Below are 15,845 nucleotides of genomic sequence, written 5' to 3' on the forward strand. Positions count from 1 at the left end.
CCGTTTGCTGTCCTAGCGTCCGGTTAAGGGAGATCAGGAATGACAGACGTAACCACGCACCAAGCCGCAGATGACGCCCGTAACGAAAACATCCTGATCTATGTGGATGGAAAGATCGTTCCAAAGGCGGATGCTATGGTCAGCGTTTATGACAGTGGCTTTATGCTGGGCGACGGCGTGTGGGAGGGGTTGCGCCTTTACGATGGTAAGTGGGCCTTTGTCGATGAACATATCGACCGATTGTTCGAGGCGGCAAAAGCGATTGATCTGGATATTGGAAAGGATCGAAAAGAGGTGATTTCGGCCTTGTTAGAGACGAAAAAGGCAAATGAGATGACCACGAATGCGCACGCACGCCTTATGGTAACGCGCGGCATCAAGGTTCGGCCATTTCAACACCCCAGCCTTTCACAGTCTGGGCCAACGTTTGTAATTATCATGGAGCATTCACAGCCAAAAATCCCTAGATCGATCACCTTGGCCACGGTGCCGCACCAACGCGGTTTGCCGATGACGCAAGATCCAAAACTTAACAGCCATTCCAAGCTTAACTGCATTCTTGCCTGTATCGCGGCGCAAAAGGCAGGTGCGGATGAGGCGCTGATGTTGGATGTGCACGGGTTTGTGAACACGACTAACGCCTGCAACTTTTTCATCGTCAAAAACGGTACCGTTTGGACCAGCACTGGCGATTACTGCATGAACGGCATCACCCGGCAAAAGGTTATTGACCTTTGTCGCGCGAATGACATTCCGGTTTTTGAACGAAATTACAGCCTTGTAGATACATATTCTGCGGATGAAGCTTTCCTGACAGGAACATTTGGCGCACAAACGCCCGTCAGCACAATTGACGGCCGCTTGATTGGCACAGGCGAATTGGGCCCGGTGACCAAACGCCTGCGTCGTCTCTATAAAGATCTGATTGACCGCTCATGAGGATTGCAATGTGGTCCGGCCCGCGAAACCTGTCGACCGCAATGATGTATGCCTTTGGTAACCGCGCAGATTGCGCTGTGTGGGATGAACCGTTCTATGCGCCGTATCTAAAGGCAACTGACGCTGATCATCCGATGAAAGACACGATTATTTCAGCGCATGAAACTGATCCACAGATCGTCGCCCAGCGTTGTTTAGACACTATTCCAGCGCAAAAGACGCATTTCTACATGAAGCACATGCCGCATCATATGATCGATGACTTCCCGCTGGACTGGGCAAAGGATTGCATCAACATCCACCTTATCCGCCATCCGGCCCGTGTTATCGCGAGTTATGCAACAAAACGGGATGAAATGATGTTGCAAGACATCGGCTTTCGTCAACAAGCAGCGGTTTACGACAAGATCGGCGGACTGGTGGTCGACAGTGCAGATATCCGCGCCGACCCCGAAGGCATGCTGCGCAAACTATGCGATGCAATTCACCTGCCGTTCGATCCAGCGATGTTGTCATGGCCTGCCGAACCACGCAAAACAGACGGCGTTTGGGCCGCGCATTGGTATAATGCAGTGCATCAAAGTACGGGCTTTGCGGGGCCCGAAGGACCGCTGCCCAACGTTAAGGCCCAGCACAAGGATATCCTTGCTCAGTCATTGCCACTTTACGAAAGCCTTCAGACACAAAAGCTTTAGGCCGGTTTATTATTGGCCCAAAAATATCCTGGGGGGATCCGAAACGGGTCGGGGGCAAAGCCCCCTCAGCCCTTGCGGTTCCGCGCCGACAACAGTTTCAACCGCAATGCGTTCAACTGGATGAACCCTTGCGCATCTGTTTGATCATAAGCGCCCATGTCATCCTCGAACGTCACATGCTCTTCAGAATAAAGCGTTTCGTCAGACCAGCGGGCGACGGTGGTCGCGGACCCTTTGTAAAGCTTCACGCGCACGGTGCCTGACACATGCTCCTGGCTTTTGTCGATCAGTGCTTGCAGCATTTCCCGTTCGGGCGAGAACCAGAAACCGTTATAGATCAGCTCTGCATATTTCGGCATGATGCTGTCTTTCAGGTGCCCAGCGCCGGCATCCAGCGTAATCTGCTCAATCCCGCGGTGCGCTTCCAGCAGAACGGTGCCGCCGGGCGTTTCGTAAATACCGCGCGACTTCATCCCGATGAACCGGTTTTCCACCAGATCAAGCCGACCGACGCCGTGCTTGCCGCCCAGTTCGTTTAGCTTGGTCAGGATCGTTGCGGGCGACATCATTTCACCATCGATCGCCACGGCATCGCCGCGCTCGAACGTGATTTCAACCATTTCGGGGGCGTTAGGCGCGTCTTCCGGCGCGACGGACCGCTGATAGACGTACTCTGGCGCTTCCTCGGCAGGATCTTCCAGGACTTTACCTTCTGACGAGGTGTGCAAAAGGTTGGCATCCACGCTGAACGGCGCTTCGCCGCGCTTGTCTTTCGCAATTGGAATTTGATGCTTTTCAGCAAATTCAATCAGCTTGGTCCGGCTGCCCAAATCCCATTCGCGCCAAGGGGCGACAACCTTGATTTCAGGGTTCAGCGCATAGGCGGCCAGTTCAAAGCGGATCTGATCGTTGCCCTTGCCTGTGGCCCCATGGGAAATTGCGTCGGCGCCTTCCGCCTCTGCAATCTCAACCAGACGCTTGGAAATTAGGGGACGGGCGATAGAGGTGCCCAGCAGATACAGCCCTTCATAAAGCGCATTGGCCCGGAACATCGGGAACACAAAGTCGCGCACGAACTCTTCGCGCAGGTCTTCGATATAGATGCCGGTCGCACCCATCATCTCGGCCTTCTTGCGCGCTGGCTCCAATTCTTCACCTTGACCCAGATCAGCGGTGAAGGTCACAACCTCGCAGCCATATTCGGTCTGCAACCATTTCAGAATGATCGAGGTATCAAGGCCACCAGAATAGGCCAGAACAACTTTTTTCGGAGCGGTCATGAGCATGCGCCTTTACATCAATGTATCTGGAAAGGCGCGATAGCGTTTTTCTGTCAAAGTCACAAGCCACCAGCGTTGACCAAACAGTGTTTCCAGTCCACTTCGGAAGTACGGATTTAGAGGATAGCGTTTGACACGAATTATTGTTTGGAATGCGCTGGTTATTCTCAAATCGAATGCGAGGCTTGTCATTATCACATCGCTGTCGTCGACTTTGTTTACACTGGCGTCGATTGTCTTCTTTAACTCTGTGCTTGGATCCGGCAACTTCATATTTGCACAGTTTTACACCACGGGGTGGCCGCAGCTTGTGCTTCAAGCGGTGTTTATGTCACTTTTTGCTGTCAGATTTTTCAGGCAGTATCTTTTGCATCCGCAGACCGCGGTTCGCGCATCTACATTTTTTAAGATTGTCGGCGGATATAACCTGCGGGTATTGGGATTGTTTATCCCAACCGCCATCGTTTGGGTTGCAATTGTTTTGTTCAGTATCGAATTACTCACTCGCGTCGAAAGCAGCTCATTACGGGTTATCTATCTGCCCTTTGCCGTTTCATTTCTTGCGTCTTGTGCATTTGGTTGGCTTTGGCTTCGTTTTGCGATTATTTTGCCTGCTTACGTTGTAGGGCAGCCCATAGCGTTGCGTGTCGCCTGGCGGGCCTCGCGATCTTACAAATATCAGGCCATTTTTATGGCGATTGCGTATTATGTCGTGCCATGGGCCGCGCTGATCTTTTCATCATCGGCTTACCGAGGCAGCACTTTCGTGGAGCCGGCGCTTACCATCCTGATCATATGGCTTATCGCCGTATTGAAGGTCACAACACTCGCTGCCATGTACGAACGTATGCTTGTTGAGAGAGATCAATCGATGTCTGATGCTTTTGACTAGATTGCAGCTTTGGACAAACATGTTCTTTTCACAAAATCCGCATCACCCTCATTATGCAGCTCCATCACCGCGTCCTCCGGCTCTAACCAAAGTGCCATATGCCCCGGCTCTGTCGGTGGCCCATGTGGCCGCACGGGCCTTGCCAGATAGATATGGCACAGCTTTTCTGCCCACATGTCGTACTCTGGCATGAAGGTGAACCGCCGGAACGTGCCCAGCTTACGCGGCTCTGTAATCCGCCAGCCCGTTTCCTCAAACACCTCGCGGTGCAGTGCATTCAGCGGATGTTCCCCCGGATCAATCCCGCCACCGGGCAATTGAATCTCAAAATGCGGATCGCCTTGATACGTCAGCAGCAGCTTTCCATCCAATGGCAAAATCGCGTAAACGCCCGCCCGGTGTTTGTAGCGCTGCCCGCTTACCGGCACCTCGCCATACCGTCTGATCATAGCTTGCCCCCTTGGACGCCACCTTGCCCCACCTATATAGGCGCGGTATGCCATCCCTAAACTTGTTAGGAAAGACTATGACCACAGGCACTCAAATCGCCTGGGACGATACCGTCCTGCCGTTTCAACTTGACGCCTCCGACATCCGTGGCCGGGTGGCGCGTTTGGATGGCGTGCTGGAACAGGTTCTGAAACAGCACAATTACCCGCCGATGATCGAAGGTCTGGTGGCGGAAATGGCTTTGCTGACAGCGCTCATTGGTCAAACAATGAAACTGCGGTGGAAGCTGTCTTTGCAGGTGCGCGGGTCCGGCCCCGCCCGTTTGATCGCAACAGATTATTACGGCCCCACAGATGATGGAGAGCCTGCCCGCATTCGTGCCTATGCGTCTTATGATGCAGAAACATCGGATGAAAGCGCTGATCCGTTCAGCCAGATTGGCAATGGCTACTTTGCTATTCTGATCGATCAGGGCGAGGATATGACCCCCTATCAGGGCATCACGCCGATCGCTGGCGGTTCACTTTCCGCCTGTGCAGAGACGTATTTTGCGCAATCCGAGCAAATTCCGACTCGGTTCCAACTGACCTATGGCCAGTCACAACTGCCCGGCGAAGCCACGCATTGGCGCGCTGGTGGCGTAATCTTGCAGCATATGCCAAAGGCATCGCCGCATGTGACCGGTGAAGGTGGGTCTGGTGAAGATGGCCTGTTGCATGCGACCGATATTTTAGATGCAGACGAAAGCGAAAACTGGAACCGCGCCAATACGCTGTTGGATACTGTTGATGAGATTGAACTGATTGGCCCAACCGTATCGCCAACCGACCTGTTGGTGCGTCTGTTCCATGAAGAGGGACCGCGTGTTTACGATGCTCAACCGATCAAATTTGGCTGTAGCTGTTCGGATGACAAAGTCCGCCAAAGCCTGTCGATCTATTCGGCAAAGGATATCGCGACGATGACCACAGAAGAAGGCACTGTCACCGCTGACTGCCAGTTCTGCGGCGCACACTATACCTTCGATCCCGAAACGCTGGGGTTTGAGGCCAAGGATGCGAATGCCTGACTTGCGTACAAAACTAGAAGACGCGCTGGCCCGGCCGGGTGGCGCGTCTTCTGATTTTGATCTCAATGATGATGTGCAAGTGCCTGAGCGTGATTTAACGCCTGCCGCCGTTCTCATCGGTATTCGGGCCGAAACCGAGACTGTTATCCTTACGAAACGTTCAGCACGGTTGAAACACCATCCCGGTCAGATTGCGTTTCCCGGTGGCAAGCAGGACCCAACTGATCCAACCATCGTTGATGCCGCTTTACGTGAAGCACGCGAAGAAATTGGTTTGCCTGCGGGTATTGTTGATGTTGTCGGTATGCTGCCGCCGCATCAGACCGTGACAGGTTATCAGGTGACCCCGGTTTTGGCGATGATTCACGGCACCTATGACCCCGTGCCAGAGGCCGGTGAGGTCAGCGAAGTTTTTGAAGTGCCGTTGGCGCATCTGGTAAATCACCAAAACTTCCTGATCGAAGGGCGCCGTTGGCAGGGCCGCCGCAGACTCTATTATACTGTACCTTTTGGTCCTTATTATATCTGGGGCGCAACCGCCCGTATATTTCGCGCCTTCGCAGAGCGGATGACATGACCCGGATTTCTGCACCTTGGTTAGATGATGACGCCTCGCAACAGGTCTGCAAACTGCTGGCTGATGCAGGTTATCAAGCATGGTTCGTCGGTGGATGTGTGCGGAATGAACTGCTGGACGAACCCGTTGCAGATCTTGATCTGTCAACGGACGCGTTGCCTGAATTTGTCATGAAACTCGCGAAGGCCGCAAAGATCAAAGCGATCCCAACGGGTATTGACCACGGTACAGTCACGCTGATCGTCGATGATGTGCCATTTGAAATCACGACGTTTCGTCGTGATGTTGCAACAGATGGCAGACGCGCCACTGTCGCGTACTCTGATAACATGACGGATGACGCGCGCCGCCGTGATTTCACGATGAATGCGCTTTATGCAGATGCTGATGGCCAAATTGCGGATCCCTTAGGCGGTTTGCCCGACCTAAAAGCGCGGCGCATTCGGTTCATTGAGGACGCAGATCGCCGGATCAAGGAAGACTACTTGCGTATCCTGCGGTTTTTCCGGTTTTACGCATGGTATGGCGATGTGAATGACGGCCCGGATGTTGATGGGCTGGCGGCCTGCGCGGATAACATTGAAGGTCTGCAATCACTGTCGGTCGAACGTATCACGGCAGAGATGCTTAAACTGCTCGCGGCCCCCGATCCAGCACCCGCTTTGGCGTCTATGACATCGACCGGTGCTTTAGCGCAGGTACTGCCCGGTGCGGAACCCGGCAGCCTTGCCGTTCTTATCCATTTGGAACAGTCGCTCACTATTGCGCCTAACCCTTTGCGCAGGCTGGCCGTGCTGGGTGGAAAGCCCGGCGATGCGCTTCGCCTTTCAAAAACGCAGATGCGCACATTGGATCATCTGACGTCCGGACTGTCGCCAGTTGAGGCAAGTTATAGACACGGGGTGCAGGTCGGGTTGGATGTCTTGCTGGTTCAGTCTGCCTCGCTTGGTCAAGACATCGACAAGACAGCGCTTAAGCCAATTGAAAACGCAGCAAAGCAGGTGTTCCCCCTCAAAGCTGCTGATTTGATGCCCGCGCTAAGCGGCCCTGCGCTTGGCAGCGCATTGAAAGAGGCTGAGACGCGGTGGATCCGCTCGGGCTTCACATTGACGAAAGCGCAGTTGCTTGACTGAATTCCTGCCACTTATTGGGTTTGTGTTCTTCGGGCTGTTCTCTCCCGGACCGAATGTGATCTTGATCACTGCATCGGGCGCGCGTTTCGGGTTTCAGCGGACTGTGCCCCATATCATCGGTGTCGCTTTGGGTGTTGGCGTGATTGCGGCAGTCACCGGTATCGGAATTGGTACGCTGATCACTGCGCAACCGGCGCTGGGCCTTCTGCTGAAAATCATTGCAAGCCTTTGGATCCTTTGGATGGCCTACAATCTATGGCGCGCTGATCCAGCCAAAAAGACAGAGACAGACAAGCCTTTTACCTTTGTTGAGGCGGTGCTGTTCCAATGGGTAAACCCCAAAGTGTGGGCTGTCGCACTTAGCGCAACCGCTTATGTCGCGACCTTGGCCCCGGTGCAGCAGGCAATGTCACTGGCTGCCACCTTTTCAACCATTAACCTTGGCGTTTGTACCTTCTGGGCTGTCGCGGGCAGTTTGCTATCCTATCTGCTGATCAACGAGGCCGCATGGCGCATTTTCATGCGCATTATGGCGCTTGCTTTAGTTGGCTTTTCAGTCCTGCTTTTTCTCTGACCATTCCTTTGCTATAGCTGGCCCATAACCCCAAGAGGCAAGCCGATGTTTCGTTTTTTCGAAGGTCTTGTCGATCCCTATGTGCCATACAAAGAGACCGACACGCCGCCCCAGCGGCTTTACCCGTTTCTGCGTGAATACGCAGAGCCGTTTAAAAAGGTATTCTGGGTCACCGGCATAAGTTCAATCGTCATTGCCATCGTCGAAATTTGGCTGCTGGGCTATTTGGGGCGGTTGGTGGATATCTTGTCCGATGGCACGCCTGCGCAGGTGTGGGCCGATAGTGGAGGCGAGTTCATTGTTGTTGCGGTCCTGATCCTGACCATGCGGCCTGCGGTCCACATGTTTCAGATCATGCTGTTGAATAACACCATCCTGCCAAACTTCGGAACTTTGGTACGGTGGCGGGCGCATCGCCATGTTTTGCGCCAATCGGTGGGCTGGTTTGAGGATGATTTCGCCGGTCGTATTGCGAACCGGATCATGCAAACACCACCCGCCGCGGGCGAGGTGGTGTTCCAGCTGTTCGATGCGATTACCTTTGCGCTTGCTTATGTCATCGCTGCCGCCGTTTTGATGGGGCAGGCCGATGCGCGGCTTCTGGTGCCGCTGATGTTGTGGATCGTGCCCTACATCTTTCTGCTGCGCTGGGTCGTGCGGCGTATTGGGCCTGCGTCAGAGGCGGCCTCAAATGCGCGAAGCGCCGTCACAGGGCGCGTGGTCGACAGCTATACGAATATTCATTCCGTCAAGATGTTTGCCCATCACGACCGAGAGGTCGACTATGCCAAGGAAGCGATCGAAGAAGCACGGCGCACATTCCAGGTTGAGATGCGGCTTTACACGATCATGGACGCGGGCCTGATGCTGTTGAATGGCATGCTGGTTGTTGGCGTCGTCGGCTGGGCCCTTTGGCTTTGGATGCAAGGTGCGGCCTCTGTTGGCGTGGTCGCTGTTGCCACGTCACTGGCGCTGCGTTTGAACGCGATGTCCGGCTGGATCATGTGGGCCGTTACGAACTTTTTCCGCGAATTGGGCGTCGTTTCTGAAGGTATGCAAACCATCGCGCAGCCTGTCACTTTGTTGGATCAGGCTGATGCGACACCATTGGCGGTGACGTCTGGGCAGGTTCAGATCAGTGATTTGTCCCACCATTATGGGAAGGAAACCGGTGGCCTGGACAAGATCAACCTGACAATCGCGCCGGGCGAAAAGGTTGGGCTTGTCGGCCAGTCGGGTGCGGGTAAATCAACGTTGGTCAAGCTGCTGCTGCGGTTTTACGATGCCGAACGCGGCACTATTTCTGTGGATGGGCAGGATATCAGCCGCACCACCCAAGACAGCCTGCGCAGCGCCATTGGTATGGTCCAACAGGACAGCGCTTTGTTGCACCGGTCCGTGCGGGAAAATATCCTTTACGGCAACCCCGGCGCCAGCGAAGAGGAAATGATCGCGGCCGCGCGAAAGGCCGAAGCGCATGAATTTATCTTGGGGCTTGAGGATAACGAGGGCAACACAGGCTATGACGCGCGTGTGGGTGAACGCGGTGTGAAGCTATCTGGCGGCCAACGCCAGCGGATCAGCCTTGCGCGTGTCATTTTAAAAGACGCGCCAATCCTGCTCTTGGACGAAGCGACCAGTGCGCTAGATAGTGAAGTCGAAGCCGCAATTCAGCAGACGCTTTATGGGATGATGGAAGGGAAAACCGTTATCGCCATCGCCCACCGCCTTTCCACGATTGCCCAGCTGGACCGGATCATCGTGATGGATCAGGGGCGGATCATCGAAGACGGCACCCATGACGCATTGCTTGCAGCAAATGGACAATACGCACGGTTCTGGGCGCGCCAATCCGGCGGGTTTCTGGGACAGACCGAATAGGCAGTTGAATGACCCCAGAACGTTGGATTGATCCTTTTGAACCTGCCCAAGGGCCCCCGCCGCAGACGTTGATGGCGTTCTTGCGCTGGTGTCTGAAAGGCAGCACAAAAGTCACGCTTGGGGCTGGATTAGTATCTTCTATCGCAGGCACGCTCGAGGTTGCGACAGCACTTATGCTGGGTTGGGTGATTGATGCAGCCCTTAACTCCTCGGGTGAGGGGTATTTCACAGAGAATGTGTTGCTTTTGCTGGGTGTCACCGCATTCTTTATTGTGTTGCGTCCGATTATCCTTGGCGTTTCTGGCGTCATGCAGGCGGTCGTGGTTGGCCCTTCGTTAAGTAATTTGATCTTGTCGCGTCTGCACCGGCACGCGCTGGGCCAATCTGTGACGTTCTTTGATGATGATTTTGCCGGCCGCATTGCGCAAAAGCAGATGCAGGCCGCGCGCGCCGCGACCGATCTGGTGGTCGATATGATCCACACGGTTGCCTTTGCACTGGCATCGTTGGTGGGGTCGGTCATCTTGCTGCTTACAATTGATGCGCGGTCAGCAGGGCTTTTGGCGCTGTGGGCTGTGTCTTACATTGCGCTAATCCGGTTCTTCATGCCCCGCATTCGCGAACGGTCCAAGGCACGTGCCGCGACGCGCGCCATGGTAAGCGGGCAGGTTGTTGATACGATCACGAACATCAAAACAGTCAAATTATTCGCCCATGATGACCATGAAGACCGCGCTGCGATTGACGCGATGGAAAATTACTGGGGCACCGCTGTGCGTTATGGCTGGTTGTCTGCATCGTTTCGGTTCTGGCTGATGGCGCTGGGCGGGCTGCTGCCTGTATTGTTGGTCGGTATGACCCTTTATTTCTGGACTACGGGTACTGCCTCTGCCGGTGATATCGCCGCAGCCGGGGCCATTTCACTACGTTTATCACAAATGACCGGCTGGGTCAGTTTCACGCTGATGGGCATGTATGCCAATGTGGGTGAGATCGAGGATGCGATGAACACGCTCAGTCCTGCGCATACGCTGACAGATGCGCAGGGCGCGCCAGACTTAATCGCGAAGGATGGTGCGATCACGTTAGACAACGTATCATTCAGTTATGGTGGTGGCCCTGGCGGTTTGAATAATGTGAGCCTTACCGTGCGTCCCGGTGAAAAGCTGGGTCTTGTCGGGGCGTCAGGTGCGGGTAAGTCGACCTTGGTGGCTTTGTTATTGCGTCTTTACGATGCCGAGGCGGGCAAGGTGCAGATTGATGGCGCTGATGTGCGCGATGTGACCCAAGAAAGCCTGCGCCGTCAGATTGCGATGGTCACGCAGGAAACGGCAATGTTCAATCGGTCTGCCCGGGATAACATCAAATACGGCAAGCCGGACGCCACGCAGGACGAGATTGAAGATGCCGCACGTCAGGCTGAGGCGCATGAGTTTATTCAAACACTAAAGGATCACAAAGACCGCAGAGGATACGATGCGCATCTGGGCGAACGCGGTGTAAAACTGTCAGGCGGGCAGCGCCAAAGGATTGCGATTGCGCGCGCTATCCTAAAAGATGCACCAATCCTTGTTCTGGACGAAGCGACAAGCGCCTTGGATTCTGAGGTCGAGGCAGCGATTCAAGGTGCGTTAGAGTCTATTATGGACGGAAAGACCGTGATCGCTATCGCCCACCGCTTATCGACACTCGCCCGTATGGACCGCATCGTCGTGCTTGACGCTGGCCGCATTGTCGAGGAAGGAACCCATGACGCGCTTTTGGCCCAGGGCGGCCTTTATGCGCGCTATTGGAACCGGCAGTCGGGCGGGTTTATCAACGTGAAAGATGCGGCGGAATAAATGCTGACAATTGAAAGTTTGACCCATCTGGGGATGGGGCGTGCCTCTGACGGGCAGTCATTGTTGCCGCGTGTTCTGCCAGGGGAAGAGGTGGATGTTGCGCAGGATGGAACCGTGCGGATTGTCACACCTTCGGTTAACCGGGTTGCGCCACCGTGCCGGCACTTCAAATCCTGTGGCGGCTGCGCGATGCAACATGCGACCGATGCGTTTGTCGCGGACTGGAAGCAGGACATCGTTGTAAAAGCTGTCCAAGCGCGTGGAATAGACACTGTTTTTCGTGATATCGCGACGTCGCCGTCGCAATCGCGCAGACGTGCAAAACTATCAGGCAGGCGCACCAAGAAAGGTGCGATAGTCGGGTTTCATACCCGCGCGTCTGATACATTGGTGCAGGTCCCCGATTGCCGATTGTTAACGCCTGCATTGATTGACAGCTTCCCTGCGCTGGAAGCATTGACCGTTCTGGCCTGTTCGCGCAAAGGCGAGATTGATCTGACAGTAACAGAGGCCAGCCTTGGCCCGGATGTTTTGGTCGCAACTGATAAAGAGCTGACACCGCAACTGCGTGTTGAATTGGCGGGTTTGGCCAATCAGTTCGGATTGTCGCGCCTTGTCTGGAATGACGAACCGGTGGTCATGATTAATCCGCCGGCGCAGGAATTCGGCGGAACAGGTGTTGTGCCCCCACCCGGTGCATTCTTGCAGGCCACCAAACATGGCGAGGCCACGTTACTGGCTGCGGTTGAAGAAATCACAATGAACGCCAACCGCATCGTGGACCTGTTTGCAGGTTGCGGGACATTTACCTTGCCGCTCGCAAAACGTGCTGAGGTTCATGCCGTTGAAGGCGAGGTAGCGATGTTGGATGCGCTTGATCGTGGCTGGCGCGAGGGGCACCAGCTACGGCGTGTCACGACCGAAACCCGTGACTTGTTCCGCCGTCCGCTGGAAACAGACGAATTGCGCCACTTTGATACGGCCGTGATTGACCCGCCGCGCGCAGGCGCCGAAGCGCAGATCGAAACACTCGCGGCGTCGGAAATTAAGACAATCGCAATGGTGTCATGCAACCCTGTGACATTCGCACGGGACGCGCGCAGGTTGGTTGATGCAGGTTTCGATACGCCCTGGATGCAAGTGGTGGACCAATTCCGTTGGTCCCCACATGTTGAGATTGTTGCATCATTCACGCGGAAATAAAGGTCATTATATCAGGTGCTCTTTTGCGACGGCTGAGTTTGGTGTACTCAGGATGAAACGGCGCAGACCGTAAAGATGGGCAGAGATAATGATTTCAAGACGTTCTATGATAGTTGGGTCGGCCGCGGTCGGTATTTCAGCATGTACGCGGCAATTGCCAACCTACAACGGACCAGAGGTGACGCGCATTCAGGTTCTGAAGGAACGGCGAGAGATGCAACTTTTGCATCATCGCACGCTTTTGTCCTCATATAAAATAGATCTGGGCTTTGCCCCGGTTGGTCATAAAGTTCAAGAAGGCGACGGGCGCACGCCCGAAGGGGGCTATCGCGTTGACCGGCGCAATCCCAACAGCTCTTTCCATTTGTCTCTTGGCATTTCGTACCCTGATGCGAATGATATCGCTTCTGCGCGCGCCAAGGGTGTCAATCCGGGCGGTGATATCTTTATCCACGGCACACCGGCGGTTTGGGAACGCACGCCGGATTGGACATGGGGCTGTATCGCAGTCACGAATGATCAGATGGACGAGGTTTATGCGATGGTGAACACCGGCACGTTGATCTATATTTACGCTTAGAAACCAAAGCCGGCCATGGGTTGGCTGACCTGTGGGTCGCTGCCCATATTCAATGTCCACCACAGCTTTGCCGCTTCTTCCTGATACCATGCAAAACCCATAAACCGGGCGTCCGGGTCTAGGATCACGGCGCGCGTGTCAGGTTGCGCCATCCAAGCTGCAAGTGTCTGAAGTTCTGATTCAAATGACTCAGAGATGTTTTCACCCAAAAGCCTGCCGGGGAAACCGACACGGCGCGCACGTTCCAGTGGGCTGGATCCATCTGATCCGAAAAGCCAAGGCCGGTTTTGCACCGCCATATCGCGCGAATGCGTGGCGGCTGCTGCGTTCAGACGCGCGTCAAGTTCAACAGGTTGCGCACCTGCGGTTTGGCGCAGGGCATTTACACTATCGAGCATGCGGAATTGAATTGCGGCTTCTTCACCCGGCCTGATCACGTATGCCGACGGCAAAGGCAGGCCGTCTTCACCAAGCGGACGGTTTGTGGTCGCGCCACAGGCCGAAAGGCCAAGGGCTGCCAGCCCTAAAAAAACTTCGCGTCGCAACATATTACTACTCGCCTTTGCTATAGTCGCCATTCTTTAACGGGAATAAGGTGACACTTCAAACCCACATCTTTGCATAAGCATACGGATGACATTTGTTTGAATTGCGGCGCTTTGCCAGACACATTATCTGTCACTTTTGAAAGACATCTGATCCTTTAAGGAGGACCATCATGACAAAGACCCTATCGCGTCGCGGCTTTTTGGCTGCATCCGCTGCAATGGTTGGCACAAGCGCTGTGGCCCAGACTGCCGGCAGCACAGAGGTAGAGGCTGACATCTCTGCCAGCGTGCAGCGCAATGTCGCCAGTTTCCGGTCATTGGATTGGCAGCCCTATTTCAGCAACTTGAACAAAGGTGCTGTCTTGGTCGACATCCAATCGCGCGCGTTGCATTTCTGGTCCGAAGATCAGGCGGTCTACAAACTGTTCCCGACCAGCGTGCCATTGTCAGAAGAGCTGACCCGTAAAGGACGCACCGCAATTACGCGCAAAGTCGAAGGGCCCAGCTGGGCGCCGACGCCGTCAATGAAAATTCGCAATCCAGAGTGGCCTGATTTCATTGGTCCGGGCCCTGATAACCCGCTTGGCACCCATGCGCTGCACCTGTCATGGCAGTATTACCGCATTCACGGCACCCATGACACGCGCAAGATTGGGCGTCGGTCCTCGAACGGGTGTATCGGCTTGTATAACGAACAGATCGCCGAACTGTATAACCTGACCCAGGTCGGTACGCAGGTCCTGCTGATCTGAGAATAGGAAACACAAATCAAAAAGGGGCGCATCATATGATGCGCCCCTTTTTGTTTGAGTGGTCATATGGATGGTTTTGTCGGCGATGATTTTTTCCACAGGCCAATGCGCCACCAGCTTTTCTTTTTCTGTGGAGTCTGTCCTTGTTCAGCCTGACGTTCGGCCTTTTTCGCCTCAAGTTCTGCGACAGCCCTTTTCACAGCGCGTTGCTCTTCAAACGTTTCGGTTGTTTCTTGATTAAACTCTTCGACCCAGCCCGGTGATTTTGCTGGCTTTGCGTCAACAGGCTTTAATTGCAAAGGCGCTTTCTGCGGTTCGCGGGGCTGCGAATTCAGAACGTATTCATTGGTTTCAGACACCAGACGGGTCAGGGTTTTTTCAAGATTGAACCTTGAAGACACCTTGAGCTGCTGAACGCGCTTGCCCTCTTTGTTGATGATGTTCAACCATTCGGGTGCTGACTGCAGGCGTGCCTTGGGCAGGATTTGCATTGCCTTATCAATAGCCTCAAGGAACGTCAGATCATATTCTGGGAAACGCCCGGCCAAGGGTTCGCAAGGGTCAGGGTTATTGCCTGCAAACTCTGCCATGCGCGTTTGGCTGTTTGGTGGGGCGGAACCGCTGATCAGGTGATAGAATGTGGCACCAAGCGCATAAAGGTCACTGCTTGGCCCTTGCTTACCACCGGCAAAATAGAATTCCTGAGGAGAGTAGCCATCCTTGACGATCAGTACAGATGACACTGCGCGTGTTTCACGGCTGGCTTCTTCGCGTGCTGCGCCAAAGTCGATCAGGAACGGGCTACCCCATTTATCAAGCAGGATATTGTCGGGCGAGATATCGCGATGCAAAAGGTCATTCTGGTGTACCAGATCGACCGCATCTAAGACTTTAATCAGAACTTCTTTGATCTGATTAGGTGGCAGCGGATCATTCTTATCGTTGACGATACTCAGCAGGTCACGGCCATGGATCAGATCGAGAACCATATAGGCGGTTTGGTTATCTTCAAAAATCCGGTGTACGCCGACGATGTTGGGGTGGCGCATTTTTGCGATGCTGCGCGCTTCGCGCATGAACATCTGAACGATTGTGCGATATTTTTCTGCGTGTTGATCAGACCGGACCAGTACGTTTTTGCCGTCACGCATACAGAATACTTCTGGATAGCATTCCTTGATGACAACATTCCGTTCAAGGTAGTTGTCTTTCGCAAGATACGTAATGCCAAAGCCGCCGTTGCTCAGCGCTCTGTTGATTGTAAACTGGTCACCAAGCAAAGCCGTACCATCGGGAAGCGCTTCACTGCGCTCTTCTGGGTTCGCCCCTTTCTTTGGCTGCGTTACTGCTGTCATCTTCACCACTCATTGTACTGGCACTGGGCACGATCCAAACAATATACTTTCACAGTATATTTGATGTCATCGAAAT

The 15,845-nt window shown here is 54.2% G+C and carries 16 protein-coding genes; 12 read left to right on the plus strand and 4 right to left on the minus strand.

All coding sequences use genetic code 11. The annotated features are described in order from the left end of the window. Nucleotides 1–39: 39 nt before the first annotated feature. Both RCCS2_RS06250 and RCCS2_RS06255 read left to right on the plus strand, forming a co-directional pair. Entirely contained in the window at nucleotides 40–939 is a 900-nt protein-coding gene (locus RCCS2_RS06250; protein ID WP_008232371.1) for a D-amino acid aminotransferase, read from the plus strand. Continuing rightward, the gene (locus RCCS2_RS06255; RefSeq protein WP_037293272.1) at nucleotides 936–1,634 is read left to right on the plus strand and encodes a sulfotransferase family protein; all 699 of its coding nucleotides are present in this window, start codon (nucleotides 936–938) and stop codon (nucleotides 1,632–1,634) included. Before RCCS2_RS06250 ends, RCCS2_RS06255 begins: the two co-directional genes overlap by 4 nt. Before the next feature lie 65 nt (nucleotides 1,635–1,699). Here the strand turns inward: RCCS2_RS06255 and RCCS2_RS06260 are convergent, their stop codons facing one another. Beyond that, nucleotides 1,700–2,914 (minus strand): argininosuccinate synthase, encoded by a 1,215-nt coding sequence (locus RCCS2_RS06260; protein ID WP_008232374.1) that lies wholly within the window; start codon nucleotides 2,912–2,914, stop codon nucleotides 1,700–1,702. A 130-nt stretch (nucleotides 2,915–3,044) separates the two neighbouring features. On the opposite strand from RCCS2_RS06260, the gene RCCS2_RS06265 reads away from it, so the two are divergent. Next, nucleotides 3,045–3,806: a hypothetical protein gene (locus RCCS2_RS06265; RefSeq protein ID WP_008232387.1), complete on the plus strand. Its 762-nt coding sequence runs from the start codon at nucleotides 3,045–3,047 to the stop codon at nucleotides 3,804–3,806. On the opposite strand, the gene RCCS2_RS06270 is transcribed toward RCCS2_RS06265, so the two are convergent. Further along, entirely contained in the window at nucleotides 3,803–4,255 is a 453-nt protein-coding gene (locus RCCS2_RS06270; protein WP_008232389.1) for an NUDIX hydrolase, read from the minus strand. The genes RCCS2_RS06265 and RCCS2_RS06270 overlap by 4 nt on opposite strands. Nucleotides 4,256–4,332: 77 nt before the next feature. Here RCCS2_RS06270 and hslO point away from each other — a divergent pair, with 77 nt between their 5' ends. The 8 genes from hslO (at nucleotide 4,333) to RCCS2_RS06310 (ending at nucleotide 13,114) form a co-directional block, all read left to right on the plus strand. Further along, nucleotides 4,333–5,325, plus strand: coding sequence for an Hsp33 family molecular chaperone HslO (hslO, locus tag RCCS2_RS06275; protein ID WP_008232390.1), 993 nt, complete (start codon nucleotides 4,333–4,335; stop codon nucleotides 5,323–5,325). Next, the gene (locus RCCS2_RS06280) at nucleotides 5,318–5,902 is read left to right on the plus strand and encodes a CoA pyrophosphatase (RefSeq protein ID WP_008232392.1); all 585 of its coding nucleotides are present in this window, start codon (nucleotides 5,318–5,320) and stop codon (nucleotides 5,900–5,902) included. Before hslO ends, RCCS2_RS06280 begins: the two co-directional genes overlap by 8 nt. Beyond that, the gene (locus RCCS2_RS06285) at nucleotides 5,899–7,035 is read left to right on the plus strand and encodes a CCA tRNA nucleotidyltransferase (protein WP_008232394.1); all 1,137 of its coding nucleotides are present in this window, start codon (nucleotides 5,899–5,901) and stop codon (nucleotides 7,033–7,035) included. The genes RCCS2_RS06280 and RCCS2_RS06285 overlap by 4 nt, the downstream gene beginning before the upstream one ends. After that, the gene (locus tag RCCS2_RS06290; RefSeq protein WP_008232396.1) at nucleotides 7,028–7,609 is read left to right on the plus strand and encodes a LysE family translocator; all 582 of its coding nucleotides are present in this window, start codon (nucleotides 7,028–7,030) and stop codon (nucleotides 7,607–7,609) included. Before RCCS2_RS06285 ends, RCCS2_RS06290 begins: the two co-directional genes overlap by 8 nt. A 45-nt stretch (nucleotides 7,610–7,654) precedes the next feature. Further along, nucleotides 7,655–9,490: an ABC transporter ATP-binding protein gene (locus RCCS2_RS06295; RefSeq protein ID WP_008232397.1), complete on the plus strand. Its 1,836-nt coding sequence runs from the start codon at nucleotides 7,655–7,657 to the stop codon at nucleotides 9,488–9,490. 8 nt (nucleotides 9,491–9,498) lie between these two features. Further along, a complete protein-coding gene (locus RCCS2_RS06300) occupies nucleotides 9,499–11,331 on the plus strand; it encodes an ABC transporter ATP-binding protein (protein ID WP_008232398.1) in 1,833 nt (610 codons plus the stop codon). Beyond that, nucleotides 11,332–12,534: a class I SAM-dependent RNA methyltransferase gene (locus RCCS2_RS06305; protein ID WP_008232399.1), complete on the plus strand. Its 1,203-nt coding sequence runs from the start codon at nucleotides 11,332–11,334 to the stop codon at nucleotides 12,532–12,534. Nucleotides 12,535–12,640: 106 nt separating this feature from the next. Continuing rightward, entirely contained in the window at nucleotides 12,641–13,114 is a 474-nt protein-coding gene (locus tag RCCS2_RS06310; protein ID WP_050770779.1) for a L,D-transpeptidase family protein, read from the plus strand. On the opposite strand, the gene RCCS2_RS06315 is transcribed toward RCCS2_RS06310, so the two are convergent. Further along, nucleotides 13,111–13,662 (minus strand): CAP domain-containing protein, encoded by a 552-nt coding sequence (locus tag RCCS2_RS06315; RefSeq protein ID WP_008232401.1) that lies wholly within the window; start codon nucleotides 13,660–13,662, stop codon nucleotides 13,111–13,113. The two genes, RCCS2_RS06310 and RCCS2_RS06315, sit on opposite strands and share 4 nt — an antisense overlap. 170 nt (nucleotides 13,663–13,832) lie before the next feature. On the opposite strand from RCCS2_RS06315, the gene RCCS2_RS06320 reads away from it, so the two are divergent. After that, nucleotides 13,833–14,414 carry a L,D-transpeptidase gene (locus RCCS2_RS06320; RefSeq protein ID WP_008232402.1) on the plus strand — a complete coding sequence of 194 codons (582 nt, stop codon included), beginning with the start codon at nucleotides 13,833–13,835 and terminating at the stop codon, nucleotides 14,412–14,414. A gap of 62 nt (nucleotides 14,415–14,476) precedes the next feature. Here the strand turns inward: RCCS2_RS06320 and RCCS2_RS06325 are convergent, their stop codons facing one another. Next, nucleotides 14,477–15,769, minus strand: a complete 1,293-nt coding sequence (locus RCCS2_RS06325) for a serine/threonine protein kinase (protein WP_008232404.1) — start codon at nucleotides 15,767–15,769, stop codon at nucleotides 14,477–14,479. Between the last annotated feature and the right edge of the window lie 76 nt (nucleotides 15,770–15,845).

It is taken from the genome of Roseobacter sp. CCS2 (assembly GCF_000169435.1).
Taxonomy (GTDB): domain Bacteria; phylum Pseudomonadota; class Alphaproteobacteria; order Rhodobacterales; family Rhodobacteraceae; genus Yoonia.